This window comes from Mycoplasma simbae ATCC 49888, assembly GCF_000702705.1.
In the GTDB taxonomy this organism is placed as follows: domain Bacteria; phylum Bacillota_I; class Bacilli_A; order Mycoplasmatales; family Metamycoplasmataceae; genus Mycoplasmopsis; species Mycoplasmopsis simbae.
The window spans coordinates 65,237-85,000 of the sequence record NZ_JNJG01000006.1 but is presented as its reverse complement, the minus strand read 5'-3'; the positions used below and the strand labels follow the sequence as shown (position 1 = coordinate 85,000).

The 19,764-nt window shown below is 33.0% G+C and carries 9 protein-coding genes; 4 read left to right on the top strand and 5 right to left on the bottom strand.

Translation table 4 applies throughout. From position 1 onward, the window contains the following. Window positions 1-22: 22 nt before the first annotated feature. The gene (locus T329_RS0101980; protein WP_029608772.1) at window positions 23-859 is read right to left on the bottom strand and encodes a deoxyribonuclease IV; all 837 of its coding nucleotides are present in this window, start codon (window positions 857-859) and stop codon (window positions 23-25) included. A gap of 276 nt (window positions 860-1,135) precedes the next feature. On the opposite strand from T329_RS0101980, the gene rpoB reads away from it, so the two are divergent. The 3 genes from rpoB (at window position 1,136) to T329_RS0101965 (ending at window position 9,835) form a co-directional block, all read left to right on the top strand. After that, entirely contained in the window at window positions 1,136-4,756 is a 3,621-nt protein-coding gene (rpoB, locus tag T329_RS0101975; RefSeq protein ID WP_029608771.1) for a DNA-directed RNA polymerase subunit beta, read from the top strand. Beyond that, complete coding sequence (locus T329_RS0101970; RefSeq protein WP_029608770.1) at window positions 4,749-9,152, top strand: DNA-directed RNA polymerase subunit beta'; 4,404 nt, start codon at window positions 4,749-4,751, stop codon at window positions 9,150-9,152. The genes rpoB and T329_RS0101970 overlap by 8 nt, the downstream gene beginning before the upstream one ends. 95 nt (window positions 9,153-9,247) lie before the next feature. Continuing rightward, entirely contained in the window at window positions 9,248-9,835 is a 588-nt protein-coding gene (locus tag T329_RS0101965) for an NAD(P)H-dependent oxidoreductase (RefSeq protein ID WP_029608769.1), read from the top strand. Window positions 9,836-9,913: 78 nt separating this feature from the next. Here the strand turns inward: T329_RS0101965 and T329_RS0101960 are convergent, their stop codons facing one another. The 4 genes from T329_RS0101960 to T329_RS0101945 form a co-directional block, all read right to left on the bottom strand. Beyond that, entirely contained in the window at window positions 9,914-10,510 is a 597-nt protein-coding gene (locus T329_RS0101960; protein WP_051630134.1) for a variable surface lipoprotein, read from the bottom strand. A gap of 82 nt (window positions 10,511-10,592) precedes the next feature. Then, on the bottom strand, window positions 10,593-10,832 hold the full coding sequence (locus tag T329_RS0101955) for a Smr/MutS family protein (RefSeq protein WP_051630133.1): 240 nt from the start codon (window positions 10,830-10,832) through the stop codon (window positions 10,593-10,595). Continuing rightward, window positions 10,832-11,653, bottom strand: a complete 822-nt coding sequence (gene mutM / locus T329_RS0101950; protein WP_029608766.1) for a bifunctional DNA-formamidopyrimidine glycosylase/DNA-(apurinic or apyrimidinic site) lyase — start codon at window positions 11,651-11,653, stop codon at window positions 10,832-10,834. Before mutM ends, T329_RS0101955 begins: the two co-directional genes overlap by 1 nt. Further along, entirely contained in the window at window positions 11,653-12,357 is a 705-nt protein-coding gene (locus tag T329_RS0101945) for a 16S rRNA (uracil(1498)-N(3))-methyltransferase (protein ID WP_029608765.1), read from the bottom strand. Before T329_RS0101945 ends, mutM begins: the two co-directional genes overlap by 1 nt. Window positions 12,358-12,544: 187 nt before the next feature. Here T329_RS0101945 and T329_RS0101940 point away from each other — a divergent pair, with 187 nt between their 5' ends. Beyond that, window positions 12,545-19,729 (top strand): GA module-containing protein, encoded by a 7,185-nt coding sequence (locus T329_RS0101940; protein WP_029608764.1) that lies wholly within the window; start codon window positions 12,545-12,547, stop codon window positions 19,727-19,729. Window positions 19,730-19,764: the final 35 nt, after the last annotated feature.

Sequence of the window (19,764 nt, the reverse complement as noted above, 5' to 3'; positions counted from 1 at the left end):
AACTTTTTAGTTAATATTAATATTAATTGACTTTAGCTTCTAAAAGCATTTTGATTTCTTCTTTGTAAATAGGGCCATTTTGTGTTCAAGGAGTTTCTAAAATAATTGGTACATTGTCAAAGTCTTTATCATGCACAAATTTAGCTAGTGTAGCTAAACCTATATGGCCTTGATCAATATTAGCGTGTCTGTCTTTGTGTGAGTTAAGCGCATTTAAAGAATCATTTAAGTGAATAACTTTAATATTTTCCAATAAATTAAAGCGTTTAATTTCATTTTTGAAGTTTTCATACTCTTGGATATTGTAGCCTGCATCTCAAATGTGGCAAGTGTCTAAACACACTTGCACTCGTTCATCATTAACTTGATTTAACACTCATCTAATTTGTTCAAAATTGCGACAAACTTCAGTGCCTTTTCCAGCCATAGTTTCTAGACAAATGACAACATTTTGTGTATTTTGCAACACTTTTTGCAAATTTTGTACTAGTGTTTGTAAACTCAAATCCACATCAAATTTAGTGCTTGCACCAGGGTGAAGCACTAAATATTTGGCACCAATATAGTCAACACGCTTAATTTCTTCAATTAAAAAATTAACAGCAAATTCGCCTTTTTCAACTGAGGACATATTAATGATGTAGGGAGCGTGAACGATGATATCTTCAGGCTTAATTTTATTTGCGTATTTTTGCTTGTATTCATCCAGTTTATATTTTAGTTCGCTAACACGTTTAGTGGTTTGAGGTGCACCTACATAAATCATCATTGTATTGGCCCCATTGTCAATGCTAGTTTGGGCTGCGTCTACTAAATAATTAGGGGCTGAAAAGCTCACGTGCGATCCAAGTTTAATCATATTTTCTCCTTGAGTTTATATTGTATTAATGAATTATAACAATGATTTTTTTGCTAGCAAACAAAAGTGAAATAAATATAGTGCGAAAAAAAATAGAATTTTTATACAAAAAATGTTAAAAAATTCCTTTTTTTCTAAATTTTTTAAGTGGCGAGATATGTATATAAAATAAGTTGGTTTTTTATTTGCGAAAAAAATGTTTTTTGGTAAACTTAAATATATTGTATATAGAATTCATTTTCTATATTTTAATACACGCAAAATATGGAGGAGTTTATGGAAGAAAAAGTTACAAATAAATACGTTAACAAGTATCCATACAAAATTAGTGAGTTTGGTGCTGGAACTAAACGTAGAGACTATTCAGTAACAAGAAACATTTATCAAGTTCAAGACTTTTTAAAAACATCTAAAGAGTCTTTTGAGTGATTCAAAAAAGCTGGTATCGAAGAAGCGATTAGAGAACACTATCCAATTTCATCTTCAAATAAGCAAGTTACTCTTGAATATATTCACAATAGTGCAACACTAGAAATACCAACACGTGAATATGAAGAAGTTACTAAAGCTAAAGTTAAAGGAACCAACTACGCTGCTAAGCTATACGGTAAATTCAGAGCAACTACAACCAATGATGGTTTAGTTAAAGAAGATACTGTGTTTTTAGGCGAAATTCCTTTGATGACTTCTGGTGGGAGTTTTATCATTAACGGTAGCGAAAAAGTTATCGTTAGCCAGTTAATTAGATCGCCAGGTGCATATTTTGGACGTGGCGTTCGTAACAAGCAATCAGATGACCTATTTAACAAAGTTGAAATTTTACCTCGTGTTGGTTCATGAGTTGAAATTTCACACAAAGTTACATCAAAAAACCCAGATAGTGTAAAGATTAAAATTGATAAAAACAAGAATGTTAACATCATTACATTTTTAGGTGCTTTAGGTCTAAATCACGATGATATTCACGAATTATTTGGTAATTCAGATGAATTAAATGAATCAATCAAAAAAGACAAAAAGCTAACAACAGATGTTTCACCTGAAGAGGTCATTAGAAATTGTCAAGAAGACTTATTTAGAACTATTAGAAAAGGTGATCGTGTTTCAGATGAATCTGTAGCCAACTTGATTCCAGGTTTACTTTTCCATAAAAAACACTATAACTTAAGCCAAACTGGTCGTTATATGTTAAATATTAAACTAAACCTAGTAGATAGAATTTCAGGAACTATTTTAGCTCAACCACTTGTTATTTCTGACAAGCAAGGAAATGAAATTAATCTTCAAGTCGGTACTCAAATTACCCACAAACTTGCAGTTTTAATTCAATGAAACTTCAATAATGGTAAATTACCTTCTGAAAAACTTAAATGCATTAAAGCTGAAACTGTATATGCTAAATTGCTAAATGATCCAGCTAATGCATCATTAAAACGTAGAGATAAAATTGTTTCAATTAAAATCTATCCATCGAAAAAATGAATGGAAAAAGGTAAAGAACCAGTTAGAGTAATTGGTACTGACCCTAAAGCGACAGAAACTCACTTAGTAGTTTCTGACTTAATTGCAACAATTAACTACTACTTCAACTTGCTTGACGGTATTGGCCAAGACGATGATCCAGATGCATTGACCAACAAACGTATTGTTGCTGTTGGCGAACTTGTACAAAACAACCTAAAAGTTGGTTTAGCAAAACTAGAAAAAACCACTCGCGAAAGAATGGGTGCTAAAGAACCTGATAAAGTTAGTCCAAAAAACGTTACAAACAACAAACTAATTTCTAACCAGATGAAAACTTTCTTTAACTCATCTAAACTTTCACAATTTATGGACCAAATTAACCCCTTAGCTGAAATTAGTAACGAAAGACGTATTACTTCGCTAGGGCCTGGTGGTCTAAACCGTGATACAGCTCAATTTGAGGTGCGTGACGTTCACGCTACTCACTATGGTAGAATTTGTCCTATCGAAACCCCAGAGGGACCTAACATTGGTTTGATTCTTAACTTTGCTACTTACGCAAAAGTTAACGAATTTGGTTTCTTGGAAACTCCATACTACCGTGTCGAAAAAGGTGTTGTTGACTACAGCGAACCTGTCTATTTAACAGCAGCCGATGAAATGGGCTATAAAATTGCTCAATCTACTGTAAAAGTTGACGAAAACAATAAAATTATTGACGAACAATTAACCATTCGTCACAACTACACCTATCAAATGGGTTCAGCTGAAGATATTGATTTTATTGAAGTTGCACCTAACCAAATGGTTTCAGTTGCTGCTGGATGTATTCCATTCCTAGAAAATGACGACGCCAACCGTGCACTGATGGGTGCCAACATGCAACGTCAAGCAGTTCCATTATTAGAAACTGAAGCACCTTTTGTTGCTACCGGTATTGAAGGTGAAATTGCTAAATATTCATCAGGTAACTTTGTTGCTAAAAACGATGGTGTTGTTGAATTTGTTGACGGTAAAAAAATCAAGATTAGAAATAATAAAAATGGTGTAGACACATACTACTTGAAAAACTTCCAACGTTCAAACCAAGACACAGTTATTCACCAAAAACCGCTTGTAAGAGAAAACCAAGAAATTAAAAAAGGTGATTTATTGGTTGATGGTTCTTCATTCAATAATGGTGAATTAGCTTTAGGTAAAAATGTTGTTGTTGCTTTTAGTACATACAAAGGCTACAACTATGAGGATGCTATTATTCTTAACGAAAGATTAGTAAAAGATGATGTGTTTACTTCAATTCACATTGAAGAACAAACAATTCAATTTAGAACCTCTAAAGCAGGTGATGATGAATTAACTGCTGATATTCCTAACGTGTCTAAGTTCTCAACTAGACACTTAGATGAATTTGGTATTGTACGTGTTGGTTCAGACGTTACCCCAGGTGATGTGCTTGTAGGACGTGTAAGCCCTAAAGGTGATGACAACCCTTCACAAGAAGAAAAATTATTGCTTGCTGTATTGCAACAAAGACAACAAGCTGTTAAAGACACATCATTAAAAGTTAAAAATGGACACGGTGGTACAGTAATTGGTGTTGAAATTTTAAGCCGTGCTAATAAAGATCAACTAGAAGATGGAATTGACAAAATTGTTAAAGTTTCAATTGCTGTAAAACGTAAAATTAAAGTTGGTGACAAAATGAGTGGTCGTCACGGTAACAAAGGTGTTGTTTCAATTGTTTTACCTGAAGAAGATATGCCACACTTAGAAGATGGTACACCAGTAGACGTAATGTTAAACCCACAAGGGGTTCCTTCACGTATGAACATTGGTCAAGTACTTGAAATTCACTTAGGAATGGCCGCTAGAAGTCTAAACACAAAATTTGTTACTCGTGTATTTGACGGTATTAAAAAAGAAGCTATTTATGATGTTATTGAAGAAGCTAACTTGCCAATCACAGGTAAACAAATTCTAATTGATCCAATTACTGGTGAAAGATTTGACAATCCTGTTTCAGTTGGTGTTATGTACATGTTGAAACTTAACCACATGGTTGATGATAAAATGCATGCTCGTTCTGTTGGTCCTTATTCATTGATCACTCAACAACCACTTGGTGGTAAATCACAAAACGGTGGACAAAGATTTGGTGAAATGGAAACATGAGCGATTGAATCATACGGTGCAACCAATATTCTTCAAGAAATCTTGACTTATAAATCTGACGATATTGTTGGACGTAACCAACTTTATGCTGCTTTAGCTTCAGGGCGCGAATTACCTAAACCAGGTGTTCCTGAATCATTTAACGTTCTAAAATACGAACTAAGAGGTTTAGGTATGAAACTAGACATAGATCATGTTGAAGTTGATGAAGATGATACTTCAATTCAACACTTTGATACATTTGGAGGTGCAAATGAGTAGATTTAAAAAAGACGAATCAAAAACTCTAATTGACAAAATTACCTTATCTTTAGCTACCGATAAAGATGTTCAATCCTGATCAAATGGTGAAGTTACTAAACCTGAAACTATTAACTATAAAAGTTATAAACCTGAACGTGAAGGCTTATTTGACGAAATAATTTTTGGGCCAACAACTGACTACAAATGTCCAGTATGTAACACCAAATACAAAAGAAGTGATGAAAACACAGACTGTGTTAGAACACCAATGTGTGTTAAACACAAACCAAAAATATTACCTAAAATTACTCGCAGAAGTAGAATGGGTCATATTCAACTTAAAAACCCTGTTGTTCACTTTTGATTCTTTAAAATAGATCACTCAATCATCTCTAAATTACTAGGTTTAAAAGTAGCAAATTCTTCTCATTCAGTAACTAAATCTGAACTAGAAAAATTAATTTACTACAAAAGTCACATTGTTTTAGAAGATGGTGGTTTAAAATCACTGAAAAAGAACACAATTATTGATATTGCTGATGCTGCTATTGTTTACTATGATGCTCTAAAGGAACTAAAAGAGCAATTTGATCCTGAAGGTGATGAATACGACCAAGAAGCGTATGAAGTTATTGACGAAGCAATTAACGATCTAAAAGAACAAGCCACTTCGAAAATGGGTCAAGACTATGGTATTGACTTCTATGAATACAATGAAATTATTCATGAATATTCAGATGCGTTAATTTCAACTGGTTCTAAAGCTATCGAATACTTGCTTGAACACGTTAACCCTAAAGAAGAAGCCGCAAAATTAGAAGCGGAAATTGAAGAAATCAATGCTCAAATTGCGCTTAACCCTTCTGCAAATGGTAAAATCCAAGAAAGATCAAAACTATACAAACGTTTATCAGTTATTAACTCATTTATTAAATCTGGTCAAGACCCTAAATCAATGCTAATTTATAACCTTCCAGTTATTCCAGCTGATTTAAGACCTTTGGTTCAACTTGATGGTGGTCGCCACTCAACAAGTGATATCAATGAACTATACCGTAGAATTATTATTAGAAACAACCGTTTGAAAAAATGAGAAGAAACCGATGCTCCAATGTTGATTAAACAAAACGAGTACCGTATGATTCAAGAAGCGGTCGATTCATTAATTGACAATGCAAGAAAAAAACCTAATCCTGTGGCATCTAAAGATGGTCGTCCATTTAAATCGATTTCAGATGCGCTAACTGGTAAAAAAGGTCGTTTCCGTCAAAACTTGCTTGGTAAGCGTGTTGACTACTCGGGACGTTCAGTTATTGTTGTTGGACCTGAATTGAAAATGCACCAAGTTGGTATTCCACGTGAAATGGCCGCTAAATTATTTGAACCTTGAATTATTCGTGAATTAATCAAATCAGATAAAAATAATATTAATTCAATTAAAGCAGGTAAAAAAGCAGTTGAAAACTTAGATCCAATTATTTGACCTTACGTTGAAAAAGCGATCCAAGGACGCCCAGTATTGCTTAACCGTGCGCCTACATTGCACCGTTTAAGTATTCAAGCTTATGAACCAGTTTTAATTCGTGGTAAGGCTATTAAATTGCACCCACTTTCATGTACCCCATTCAACGCCGACTTTGACGGTGACCAAATGGCTGTACACGTGCCAATTAGCCCTGAAGCTACTCGTGAAGCACGTGAATTAATGCTAGCTTCAAAAAACATTTTAGGTCCTAAAGATGGTGAACCTATTATTAACCCTGGTCAAGACATGATTTTGGGTCTATATTATCTAACAATGGAAAAAGCAGGAGCTGTTGGTGAGGGTAAATTCTTTGCTACTTATGAAGACATGCTAACTGCTTATGAAAATAAAGCTGTAAGTGTACACACTAGAGTTGTATTGCCTATTGAACAAGCAAACAAAAAATGAATTAATTCTGACCAAGAAAACAAATACATTGTTTCAACAGTTGGTAAATTTATTTTCAACCGTGCCTTTCCAAACACATTTGAATTCATTTTTGGTAAATATGTAGAAGCGGACGGTAAAGAAAACGTTCACACTTCTGCCAAAGCTAGCCAGCTAGCTCACTATTTATTACCATCAGGAGCTAACTTCCCACAAGTAATTGCTCAAACACCAATTAATTTACCTTTATCTAAAAAAGATATAGCTAAAATTGTTCGTCGTGTATATGACCAATATGTTAGTGTTGTATGTATGGAAGATTTAGCTAATGTGTTATCTGATATTAAACAAAGCGAACTAAGCAAAATATTTGATAAATGCGCTCAGTTAAAAACATACAGTGGCGAAGAAATTAACATTGCTCACATTGAAATTTTAACCAAGTTAATTACTGATGAATTTAACGCAATTAACTTTGAATTATCAGCGCCAGGTGAAGATATAGAACCAGTTTGAACACTAGATCAACATACCAGACTATTGGAAAATGTATGATTTAAATACACTAACGTTGTGGCTAATGTACTAGACAAAATCAAAGCATTAGGTTTCCACTTCTCAACTATTTCTGGTACTACAATTGCTGTTAGTGACGTAATTACTTTACCTGCAACAAAAGATAAAATTAAAGAAGGTGAAAGCTACATTGAAAAATTAAAGGCATTCTTTGAAGAAGGTATGCTAACAGATGATGAAAGATATTCACTTTCAATTAAAAAATGAGCTGAAATTAAAAACTCTATTGAGGACGATTTGAAAAAAGTTACCAAATCTGACCCTCATAACCCTCTATTCATGATGTTTACATCAGGGGCTCGTGGTAACTCATCTAACTTTGTTCAGCTAGCCGGTATGCGTGGTTTGATGAACAACAACGTTAAAATTCTTAAAGCCGATGCTGAAAACGAACGTGTTGTTCGTTCAACAGTTGAAATTCCAGTTAAATCTTCATTCCTGGAAGGTCTTACTGCTTATGAATTCTATTCTTCTACCCACGGGGCTAGAAAAGGTCTAACCGATACTGCTCTTAACACGGCTAAGTCAGGTTATCTAACACGTCGTTTAGTTGACGTTGCCCAAGGAATTGTCGTTAGAGAAGTAGATTGTGGTACTGACTATGGTTTTGTGGTTAAAGATATTAAAGATAGCAAAACCAACACAATTATTGAATCATTAGCCGAAAGAATTGAAGGTAGATTTACTAACAAACTAGTTATTGATGCCAACGGAAATGTGATTATTGAAGCAAACAAACTAGTTACACCAGAAATTGCTGCTCGCATCAGCGAAGCTGGAATTGAAGCTGTTGAAATTAGATCAGTACTTTCATGTTATACACGTCATGGTGTATGTAAAAAATGTTATGGTAAAGACTTAGCACTTAACCGTGTTGTAAACATTGGTGAAGCTGTTGGTGTTGTGGCTGCGCAATCTATTGGTGAACCTGGTACACAGCTAACCATGCGTACATTCCACACCGGTGGGGTTGCTGGGGTTGAAGATATTACTGGTGGTTTTGGTCGTTTGATGGAACTTATTGACGCCTACGATTCACCATGAGGTCGTCCAGCTATTATTTCTCCAGGTTATGGACGTGTATTAAGTATTTCTACACCAGTAGATTCTCCAAGCCGTAATATCAAGCTAATTGAAATTGAAGTTTACAACGAAAAAGGTGAAAAAGAAGTAATCACTTACGATACTAAAGCGGACCGTAGAATTGTTGTTAAAGAAGGTGAAAAACTTTCACCAGGACAAAAAATTGTTGAAGGTCCAATTGTTCTAGGCGATTTATTAAAATACGCCGATACACGGGCAGTACAAAACTACTTATTAAAAGAAGTTCAAAAATTGTACCGTCTACAAGGTATCTCGATTGCTGACAAATACATTGAAATTATTATTCGTCAAATGCTTTCAAAAGTGTTGATTACCGACACTGGTGATTCTAAATTCTTCTCAGGTTCTTTAGTTGATATTTTAACCTTCCAAAAAGAATCAGCTCGTTTATTAGCTGAAGGCAAAAAACCTCCTTTTGGTGAAGTTAAAATCAAAGGTGCTAAACAAACACCATTGCTTTCAGATTCATTCCTAGCTGCCGCTTCATACCAAGAAACTCCAAAAATCTTGGTTAATGCTTCGATAGCTTCACAAACTGATAAGCTAGAAGGACTAAAAGAAAATATTATTTTAGGACACAAAATTCCAGCTGGAACCAATTCAAACTTTGAATTTAAAGAAAAATATGACATTAGAGATCCACGTAGCTACTTTAAATCTAAATATGCAATTGATAGTTTAGACTTAGAAGCTATGACCAGCGAAGTTAATTTCCATGATGAAATCGACGAAGATATGGAAGAATTCTTTAAATCATTAAGCGTGGAAAGTGTTGAAGAAGATAGCTTTGATGCTGACGAAAATGATAACGATAATGAATAACAAATTAACGTGCTCAGCACGTTTTTTGTTGCATTTTAAGCCAAACAACTCTAATTTTTAGAGTATAATGAAAGAGATTATTCACAAGGAGATGTATGTTAAAAAAACTTTTCATAGATGGTTCATTTTTTACTAATGAATCATCATACACCACAACTTTAATGGACGCATTCCACGCACTAGATCCACAAGCTAAAAGAATTAACCTAAACGAGTCTGTATTTGCTCACAACCATTTATCACAAAGTAATTTCCCAGCTTATTGAGAACAAGTTCAAGCTGCTAAATTAGTTGAAGAATTAAAATCTGTTGATGTACTTGTGCTTTCAACATCACTAGTTAATTTGGGTTTACCAGCTAATGTTAAAAACTTTATTGACGGTATTATGGTTCCTGATTTAACCTTTACCTACAAAGAACTTACACCACAAGGCTTACCTAAAGGTTTATTAACTAACCTTAACGTTATTGTTGTCGCTTCACAAGGAAGTCCACAATTTGTTGGCGGTATCAACTCACCACAAGTTGAGCAATTACGCTTATTATTCAACTTTATGGGTGTAAAAAGCTTTAATACAATTGAAGTTTTTGGCACCAAAGTTCCAGGCATGCTACCAACAGATCTAAAAGCTTATGCACAAACACGTTTGGAAGAGTACAACAAAATACTTTATTCTCTATAACGAACTCAAAGCACTTAACGTGCTTTTTTATTGACTTTTTACACAAAATTTCAATAAAAAAACTAGTCGCAACTAGTTTTAAGTTTTGTATGAGACTGTGTATACTTGTGTTGATACAGCTGGCTGAGTTTGATCTTCCTTGCTGAATTTACGGAATAATCTAAAGTTAAATGTATATGTGCCATCTTTTAATGTCACGTTAATAAATCCAGAGTTATTTGTATATTTTTTGTCTTTGCCTCTGTATGTTGGATTATTTTCGTTAGCTAAAGTGTAACCTGCTGGCAAGTTTTCTACACGAGCAATCAAAACTCCTTCTCAAAGTTTTTGATTTTCTTCTTTTTTACCGTGGAATGTATTTGCACCTTGATAATCTGTAAAGAAAATTGAGTGTGCTTGACCATCTTTTTTAGGCGCGATTAAGTCTGCAGTTTTGAAATCTGGTTTAACTAGCACAAACGCAAATGAGCTCATATCTACATCAAAAGATTCATATTTAATTAAATTTGAATCTGATTCGTGTGAAGCTTTTGTTCCGGCTTTAGTCTCGTCATTACGCAATAAAGTCGCTTTTAGACTAACTTCCTTAACCTCACTTTTACATGCTACTGCCATTAAAGGCATTGATGCCAAAGCACTAATTGATCCCAATGAGAATAAAAATTTCTTCTTCATAAATCTCCTTTTAATAAATTAGGGGTGTACTTTTATACTACCATAAATGTAGCTACAAACCAAACTTTTTCCACTTTAATCATTAGTAATATTCATCTTCATATTCGATTCAAACCAAGTAGTTGCCTTCTTGAATGATTTCAAAATCAATATTTTCACTAGTTAAATATTCCTCAACAGTTAGCTTCATTGCTCCGGTGCCATTGCCAGTAATAATTAACACATTATCATAGCCTTGGTCTTGAGCATTTAGCATGCCCAAAATTATTCTGCTAATAGCTTGCTCAACATTATATCCGTGTAAATCTATGCGATAAGTCATTATTTTTCCTTTTGACATCGAGGGCAAAAATGAGTACCACGCCCACCGACTCAGTATTTTTGAATTGTGCTTCCACATTTATTGCACGCAAGACCATTACGATTGTGCACTTGCAAATAGTTTTGAAATTCACCTTTTTGCCCATTTAAAGACGTATACGATTGTATACTTGATCCGCCCATTTGCGTGGCTGTTTGCATAATGTTGCCAGCAGCTAAAATCAAATCTTTAAGCTCATTTTTACTTAATTTGTTTGCTGGAGTTGAAGGGTGAATGCCGGTGTTAAAAAGAGCTTCATTGGCATAAATATTGCCAATTCCTAGCACTAGTGATTGATCCAAAAGTACATTTTTAATTGGGCTTGCTTTGCGCTTAATTTTGTCAAAAAGTCAATCAATATCAGTATTTAAAGGCGTATTTCCTAATTTATTTAGCGGCGGAGTTGAATATAAATCTACATTTTTACGCAATTCAAAGGTAGCAAAAGCTCTAGCATCATTAAAATACAATACACCTTCGCTTAGTTTAAATACAACGTGGTCATGAATTATTGGCTCATGATACTTAGTGTAAAAACTATATTTCCCTGTCATACGAAGATGGTTAATAATACTCATCTCATTATTCAAGTTAATAACAATGTATTTACCAACGTTAAAAATGTTTTCAATTTTTGAGCCAACTATTGAATTAATAAATGAATTAGCATCAATATTTTTGATTAATTTTGTATTGTAAACATCAACATTTTCAATGTTTTGACCCACTATTTTGGGTCTTAGCAAATTGACAACGGTTGCTACTTCTGGCATTTCTGGCATTATTGCTCCTCTCTTACATTGGCTAACATTGATATAGCGGCAGTTTCAGCTCTTAAAATTGTTTTGCCTAGTGAAACTATTTTAACATTTGCGTTATTTAACGAAATTAACCACTCAATTTCTTGATCACTTAAGCCACCTTCTGGACCCGCAATCAAAACACTTTGTGTGCTAAGATTAGATAATTGTGCTTTCGAATTTACTTTTTCGTGAGCTACATAAATTGTGTAGTTTTGAGCTAAATATTGATTAACTATTTCTTTAAGCGAGCTTACTGGCGATATAGTTGGAATAATATTGCGAAAACTTTGTTGGGCAGCCTCTTTAATTTTAGTTCTATAACGCACATATTTTTTCTCGTTGAAGTTGGCTTCAATGAGTTTATTATTCACGTATTGCGAACGCATTGGGATAATGTGCTTAACTCCTAGCTCTACGCTCTTTTCAAGCATTCACTCAAAACGATCAGGTTTAATTATGGGTGCAGATAAAACTAAATCTTGACTAAATTCGTGATTTATGTCAACTTTTTCAATAATTTTTGCCAAATTAGTATTGCTTACAAGGCTGCAAACATAAAAATTATTGTCATAGTTAATTAAAAAATTTTCATTTTGCAATCTAGCTACTTTAACGTGGTGAAGTGTGCTTTCATCCAATACAAAATGTTCATTTTCTTTTCGATCACAAAAAAATCTATGCATATAACTCCTTTATCTTACAACTAATATTTTAACCTATCAAGGCATGTTAGTGTGCATATTATAAATGCATTTGTTATATGTTCAAAACTCAAGAATATTAGTAAAAATATTGATTTTTTGCATACATTTTATAATTTTATGACTATAATTGAAAGACAATTTATACATTTTGACAAAGAAGGTAAATATGGCAATTTCAAAAACTAAGATTTTAGCATCGCTAGCTGGTGTGGCAGCTGTTACAACAGCTGTTGCTTCTGTTACTGCAATTTCTAATCAATCAAACCTAAGCGAAGAATCTAAACTAGACATTATTGACCAAATCAATGAAAACATCCGCGTTGCTCATGGCGATATTCAAAGTCTAGATTCAAACAAAACTACTTTAGCTGAGTTAAAAAATGCAATCAAGCAAGCAATTGCTGACTTGCCTGTTTTAGCACAAAATTTTGCAAACTTGAACACAACAGAATTAAAACGTGATCGTGATATTAGACGTGCACTAGCTGAATTGCAAAAAGTGACAAAAGATCTAGATATTAAGGCTTTAACATCAATTATTGATTCTAATACTCTACTATCACAAAGCCACATCGATTATCTAGAACAAAACAAAGATTCAGTGAACACTCTTGAAGATGCGATCAATGATGCAGAAAAAGACCTAGTAATAATTGAACAAAATTATGCACATTTAGCTCAAAATGAGTCTAAATCAAACGAAACTGCAGCACAATCGTTAACTGCTCTAGAACAAAAAATAGCTGAATTAAAAGCCAAAATTGATGAAGCTAAACAACGTTTAACAGCTAACACAAACATTGTTAATAATGCGGTGGAAGGCGCTACTACAACAGTTAATAACGCTCTAGACAAATTAACACGTACAAGTGAAATTAATATTCCAGGTTTAAGAGAAGCAAATGAAAAATTAACGCAAGCATTAAACGAACTAAATGAAGCTAGAAAAGTTGCTTCTGATTCAAAACAACATCAAGATAACCTTGCAAAATTAGCCAAAAAAGTACTAGATAAAAAACAAAAAGTTCAAGATTTAATTGACGAATGAGACAATCTTGACACCAATGGTAAAAAGAATAGACAATTAAGCGAAATTCAAGCTCGTATTGATGCATTAAATGAACAAATAGCAAACTCAAAAACTGTTACAACACTAAAAAATGGTAGAGTCCAAGCACAAGCTTTTGACACTGAAATTTCTAGATCAACCGATGCATCTGACTTTTTAATTGAAAACTTTATTGATGAAGAAGTAAGTAACAAAAATATTAATGAATTAAGACCTTTAATTGTTCAATCAAGAGGTGAATACGATAAATTAGTTGAAAAACTGTCTCACATGCGTTCACAAATTATTGACTCGCTAAATAAACTTGAACAAGAAGTTAACGCTTCAAATGAAACTGTAACAAATTCACAAGATATTAGCACTTTAGCAAGCGAATTTGATAAAGCCAATGCAATTATTGCTAACCGTATTGATACACTGGCAATAAATGTAGATGATTTAGATGAACAAGATCAACTAGATAGATTCAACGCAACAAAACAAAAAAACCTAGAGAACAAAACCAATTCATTTGCCAAAGCTAAAGAAATTGCCAATTCAGAGCTAGATCAATTAACTGATTTAACGCCTGCCCAAATTCAAAGCTATAAAAACTCAGTTGCGCAAGTAAATCATCCACAAGAACTACTTGCACTTCTTGATCAAGCTAAACTAGCAAACGCCAAAGAAAAAGCTTCTAAAGAAATTAATGCTTTAGACTTAATTTCTTCTGCCCAAAAAACCGACTTAATCTCTAGTATGAAAGCTGAAGCGCACGACATTAATAGCGTAAACGATTGAGTTAAAGCAGCTACAGACTTCAATACTATTAAAAATGCAATCAAAACTGATATTGAAGCATTGTCTGGTGATTTAAATCCAAGCGAAATCAATGGTTTTGTGAACAATGAATTGTTAAGTGCCACAAACATTGAACAATCTAACGCTGTATTAGAAAAAGCTCGTGCAAGACAAAATGAAAAACAATTGGCCAAAGAAGAAATTGCTAAATTAACTAATTTAACCACTGCTGATAAACAACGTGCAAATGAGGAAATTTTCAATGCTCAAAATAGCGAGCAAATTCAAACCGCAGTTAATAAATACAAAGAATTAGATGCTTCTAAAGATCAAGCACATAATCAAGTAAACGCTCTAGAAGATTTAAACCAAAATGATAAAGACAACTTCTCATTATTAATTGATAGAGCAAGCACAAAAGCTCAAGTTGATGAAGTCATCGCAGACGCAAGCGCTTTAAACAAAGCTAAAAAAGATGCTAAAGCTAGCGTAAGTGATCTAGAAAATCTTTCTGATACTCAAAAACAAGATTACATTAACCAAATTGAAAATGCAAATAGCGTTGAACAAGTAAACGCAATTTTAGCTCAAGCCCAAAGCGATAATAATCACAAAGCTTCTAATATTGCTGAAGTTAATGCACTAAGTAATTTTGATGAAGCAACCAAAAATGAAATTATTGACTCAATTAAAAAAGCAGATACAAATGAATTAAGTGATGTGATTGCTCAATCTGCTAAACAATTAGATGCCAATAAAGCCACTCTAAAAGCAATTATTGAAGATCCTCAAACAAAATTAAGTGATACAGATAAACAAAGCTTTAAAGATAAATTACAAAAAGCTAAAACACAAACTGAAGTAGATAAAATCGCTAAAGATGTAGAGCTAGCAAAAGCTAAAGCCTTAGCAAAAGAAGAAATTTCAAGACTAAGCAATTTAACCCCTGAAAAAGTCAGTGCATACAATGCTAGAATTGATGCGGCTACCACTCCAGACGAAGTTAATGTCGTTTTAGTAGAAGCACGTGGTGGAGATGAATTAGCTGTTGAAAAAGCTAAAGCAATTAGTAAAATTAATTCATCTGCATGAATTGGTGATGCTGAAAAACAAGAACTAGCAAACACAATTAATAATCTAAATTCAACTGCTGAGGTTGCCAATAAACTAAGCGAAATTCAAGCTAAAAATACTGCAAAAGAAAACATTTTTAACTCAAAAATTAAAAATTCAATTGAATTTAGTTCTGAATACAAAGAAAAAGTCAAAGAACAATTTATCAATGCTAAACTTGCTGACGAATACAACAGAATTCAAAGCGAATTTACTGCCTTAGAAACCAATAAAAAACAAATTAAAGACACAATCAACGCATTAGACTCATTAGGCGATAATGATAAAACAAACTTTATTCTGGATCTAACCTCGAAAGAAGATTTAACATCTTCTAACGAAGTTAAGGCTCAAGCTGAAAGTTTAAATACCTTCAAAAAAGGCTTAATTAACCAAATTAGTGCTTTAACAAACGTAACAGCGGAAGCTAAAAACACTGCTAAAGATGCGGTTAAAAACGCTTCTACACGTGAGGAAGCGCAAAATGTTTATGATGATTTATTGCTAAAAGATCAAAAAGCTAAAGCTAAGAACGATATTGACGCTTTAACTAATTTATCAGAGCAAGAAAAATCTTCACTTAAAACTCAAGTTGAAGGCGCAACTAACAAAGCCAAAATTGATGAAATTGTTGCCAATGCAAATTCAACTAACTCGTTGAACAATGAGAAAAATATTGCTAAAAGCGCAATTGATGCTTTAAATAATCTTTCAAATGAACACAAAACTGAATTTAAGGATTCAATTGATAGATCTTTAAGCACTCAAGACATTGAAAATGTTAAACGTCAAGCTGAAGAATTAAATCAATTTAAAGCCGAAAAAATTGCTCTAAAAAATTCATGAAACGACTTAACCGCAGCTGAAAAAACAGCTTATGAAAATCAAATCAAGCAAGAAAAAGATAGAGCAAGTATTGAAAATATTGTTTCAAACTACGAAGTGTTGAATGCTAAAAAAGCTCAAGCAAAAGCTGAAATCAATGCTTTAGCAAACATTGATCAAACCTTAAAAACAAAATATTCAACCTTAGTAACTAATGCGAACGATATTGACAAAGTTAAAGAAGCTTTAGATCAAGCTAAAGGCTTAGATTCAGTAAATAAAGCAAACATTGATACAATTAAACAATTAGGCTTACTAAACCCAACATACGTAAATACTAAAGTTAATGAAATTAAAGCTCAAGATAGTGCTGAAAAATCAAACGCTAAGAAAGATGAAGCACAAAGTTTAAGTCAATATAAAACAACTAAAAATACTGAAATTAAAAGACTTAGCGGTTTAAGCGATTCTGAAAAAGCTGCTCTTGAAGCTGAAATTATTAATGCCAATACAAATGAAGAAGTTGACAGAATCTATGCTAAAGCAACTTCTCTAAACACCAAAAAAGCTCAAGCTAAAGACCAAATTAGAGCGTTAGAATTTTTATCTCCAGAAGAAAAATTAAGCTTTAGTAATGCTGTTGAAAACGCAAATAATACTCAACAAATTGACGCTAAAACAACTGAAGCTACAAACTTAAATAACAGCAAAAAAGCAAACTATGATGTAATCAATGCCTTAGATTTGATTTCAGCTAAACAAAAATTGCAAACTAAAAACGTTATTATTACTTCACAAGGTACTCAAGCTGGAAATGATAAAAAACGTGAATTAATTGAATTAAATCAATACAAAAAAGCTCTTAAAACCAAAATTGATCAAGTTAGTGTTCAAGAATCTAGAAATCAATTTAACGCAGAATTACTAGAAGCTTCAAACAAACCTGAAGTAGATGCAGTTGAACTTAAATTAGCTAAATATAACGCTAAAAAAGATGTTGAAGCATTAACCAACTTAGATTCTTCAATTATCAACAGAATTAAATCGAGCATTGATCAAGCTAGAACTAAAGCTGAAATTGAAAGATTGCTAAACGATGCTAAAGCCCAAAATAGTTCACGTCAAAACAGACTAAATCAAAAATCAAGCTTAACTGAGTTAACTCAAAACGAAAAAGAACAATTTGAGCGTGAAATTAAGTCAGCAGCTGATTCAAATGCAGTTGAAGCTGTATGAAACAAATGAAATAGCTTAAATGAAGCACGTAAAAATGCTAAAAATGAATTGGCAAGATTAACCAACATTGATCAAGGTACAAAAAATACTGAATTTGTCAATAAATTAGCACAACAAACAAGTGTACAGGCTGTAAATCAACTTGTGCAACGTGCTAAAGATTTAAACACTAAAAACACACAGTTAATTGATCAATTAAACAGATTACCTCTGTTAAATCAAAATTACAAAAATAATGTAATAAATGAACAAATTAAAAAACAAACTACTACACAAAACTCACAAGCTAAATTTGATGAAGCAAAAACTTTATCAGATAAAAAAGTACAAGCCAATAATAGAATTAAAGGCTTTTCACACCTAGATAATACTCAAAAACAAAACTATGAACGTGAATTAACTAACGCAAACACTGAAGCTGAAATTAACGCAATCGTTAACCGTGCAGAACATGATAGTTTATCTAAAGCTCGTCGTGATGCCATTGCTGCTATTGACGCTCTAGAATTTATTGGTTTAACTGAGAAAAACAGAATTAAAGGTCAAATTAATTCTTTAACAGATATAAACAGAATTGACCAATTGAAAAATCAATCAGTAACCAAAAATAGCACCAAAGCCAGCTTATTCAATTCAAACGTACAAAATTCACCTGAATTTGATCAAACTACTAAAAATCTAGTTAAAGAAGACTTTAAAAACAAAGAAAGTGATTCGGACTACAGACAAGTTGTTAATAATTTTAAAGCTCTAGAAACTCGTAAGAAAACTTTAAAAACTCAAATTGATGCTCTTGAAAATACACCAAACGCAGATAAAGAAGCATTTAAGCGTGATATTTTAGCAGCTCAAACTACTGCAAGAGTTCAAGAAATTGAAAGAAATGCTCGTGCACGTGATGCTGAATATGTAACCCAAAGAGATTTAAATGCAACTAAAGTTGATAGTTTTAATGAAGCCGTTCAAAAACTAGATGCTTTAGCCAAAACCAATGCCAATAATCATCAATTAGTAAATGCAATTAATGCTTACAAACAAACACTGAACAGCAATATTGCAACTGACACTGATAATTTAGAGAGAATTAAAGAGAAAAACGATAATTTATCATCAAATCAACGTACAAACGTAAATAATATTGTTAATGCAATGAAATCTGTTTTTGAAAATAAAGCAAGAGAATTAACTACTGCACCTAACTTGCATGACAACGAAAAAGTACAAGGTATTCACGATTCAGGTATAGCTGATAAAAAAGTATTTGAGTCTACAAGACATGCTTTTAAAGAAGCATTAGGAACCAACTTTGATGAAAATAACTTCAATCAAGCTATAGCTAAAGCAACTGAATTCGAAACTAAAGCATCAGATCAATTAGAATTTACTGAAAGAATGTTGCGTTTAAATCTAATACTAGAAATTGGCCAACTAAATGATCAACAAAAACACACATATCGTGCTGAATACGATAGGTTAAACGCAGATGCGAATGCAACTAACGCGCAAGCAGAGGATCTAAAACGTAGAATTTATGTTGATGAAGACAGAAATAGAGGTACTAAAAAGCACTTTGACAAATTATTGGATAAATTACGCGATCAAATTAGAGAGTATAATGATCCTCAAGTTGCATCATTAAGTGGTGAATTTAATTTAATCAAACAAAAAATTACTTCAATAGTAGAAAGCTACAAAAACGACTTCAATACAAATGGTCATAGCTGAAGCGATGAAACATATAACCAGAAATTAAATGAGATCAACGCAATGACTGAAGCCTCAGAAATATTTTCTAAAAAATACAATGAAATTAGAAACTATGTAAGAACCAGACTTAGTGATAGAGATAAAATTAATACAGTTTGAAGAGATGGTTTCTTACCACTTGGAAGAAATGTTCTAACCCTTCTAAAATCATTGGATACTAAAAAAGATGAAATCATCAGACGAAAAAATGATTTAATCACAGGAGCGGAAGCTTCAACTAAACTATTTGTATTTAAAGAGGTGCTTAATACTAAATTAACACCAGTTAGTCAAGAAGGCGGTTACCGTGTTTACGCGATGACTTTAACCTCGCACAGAAACACGCCAACTGATTTGTCTACATTACAAATTACCAATATTAATCAATTCCTAAAACACTACCCAGACTTGCAAGTAAGCTTTAGTACTAAACATGCTAGCGGTATTTACAAAGGGCTATACTGAAACTTGCACCATACAGCCCTAACATTTAAAGGTAGTGCAGTCTTTACAACAAGCGATGGTTTAAGATATGAAATGGATCATGCTTTCATTGTTAAAGATGTTAAAACAAGATCATAACGCCTCGGCGTTATTTTTTTGTTATTTTTTCGCAA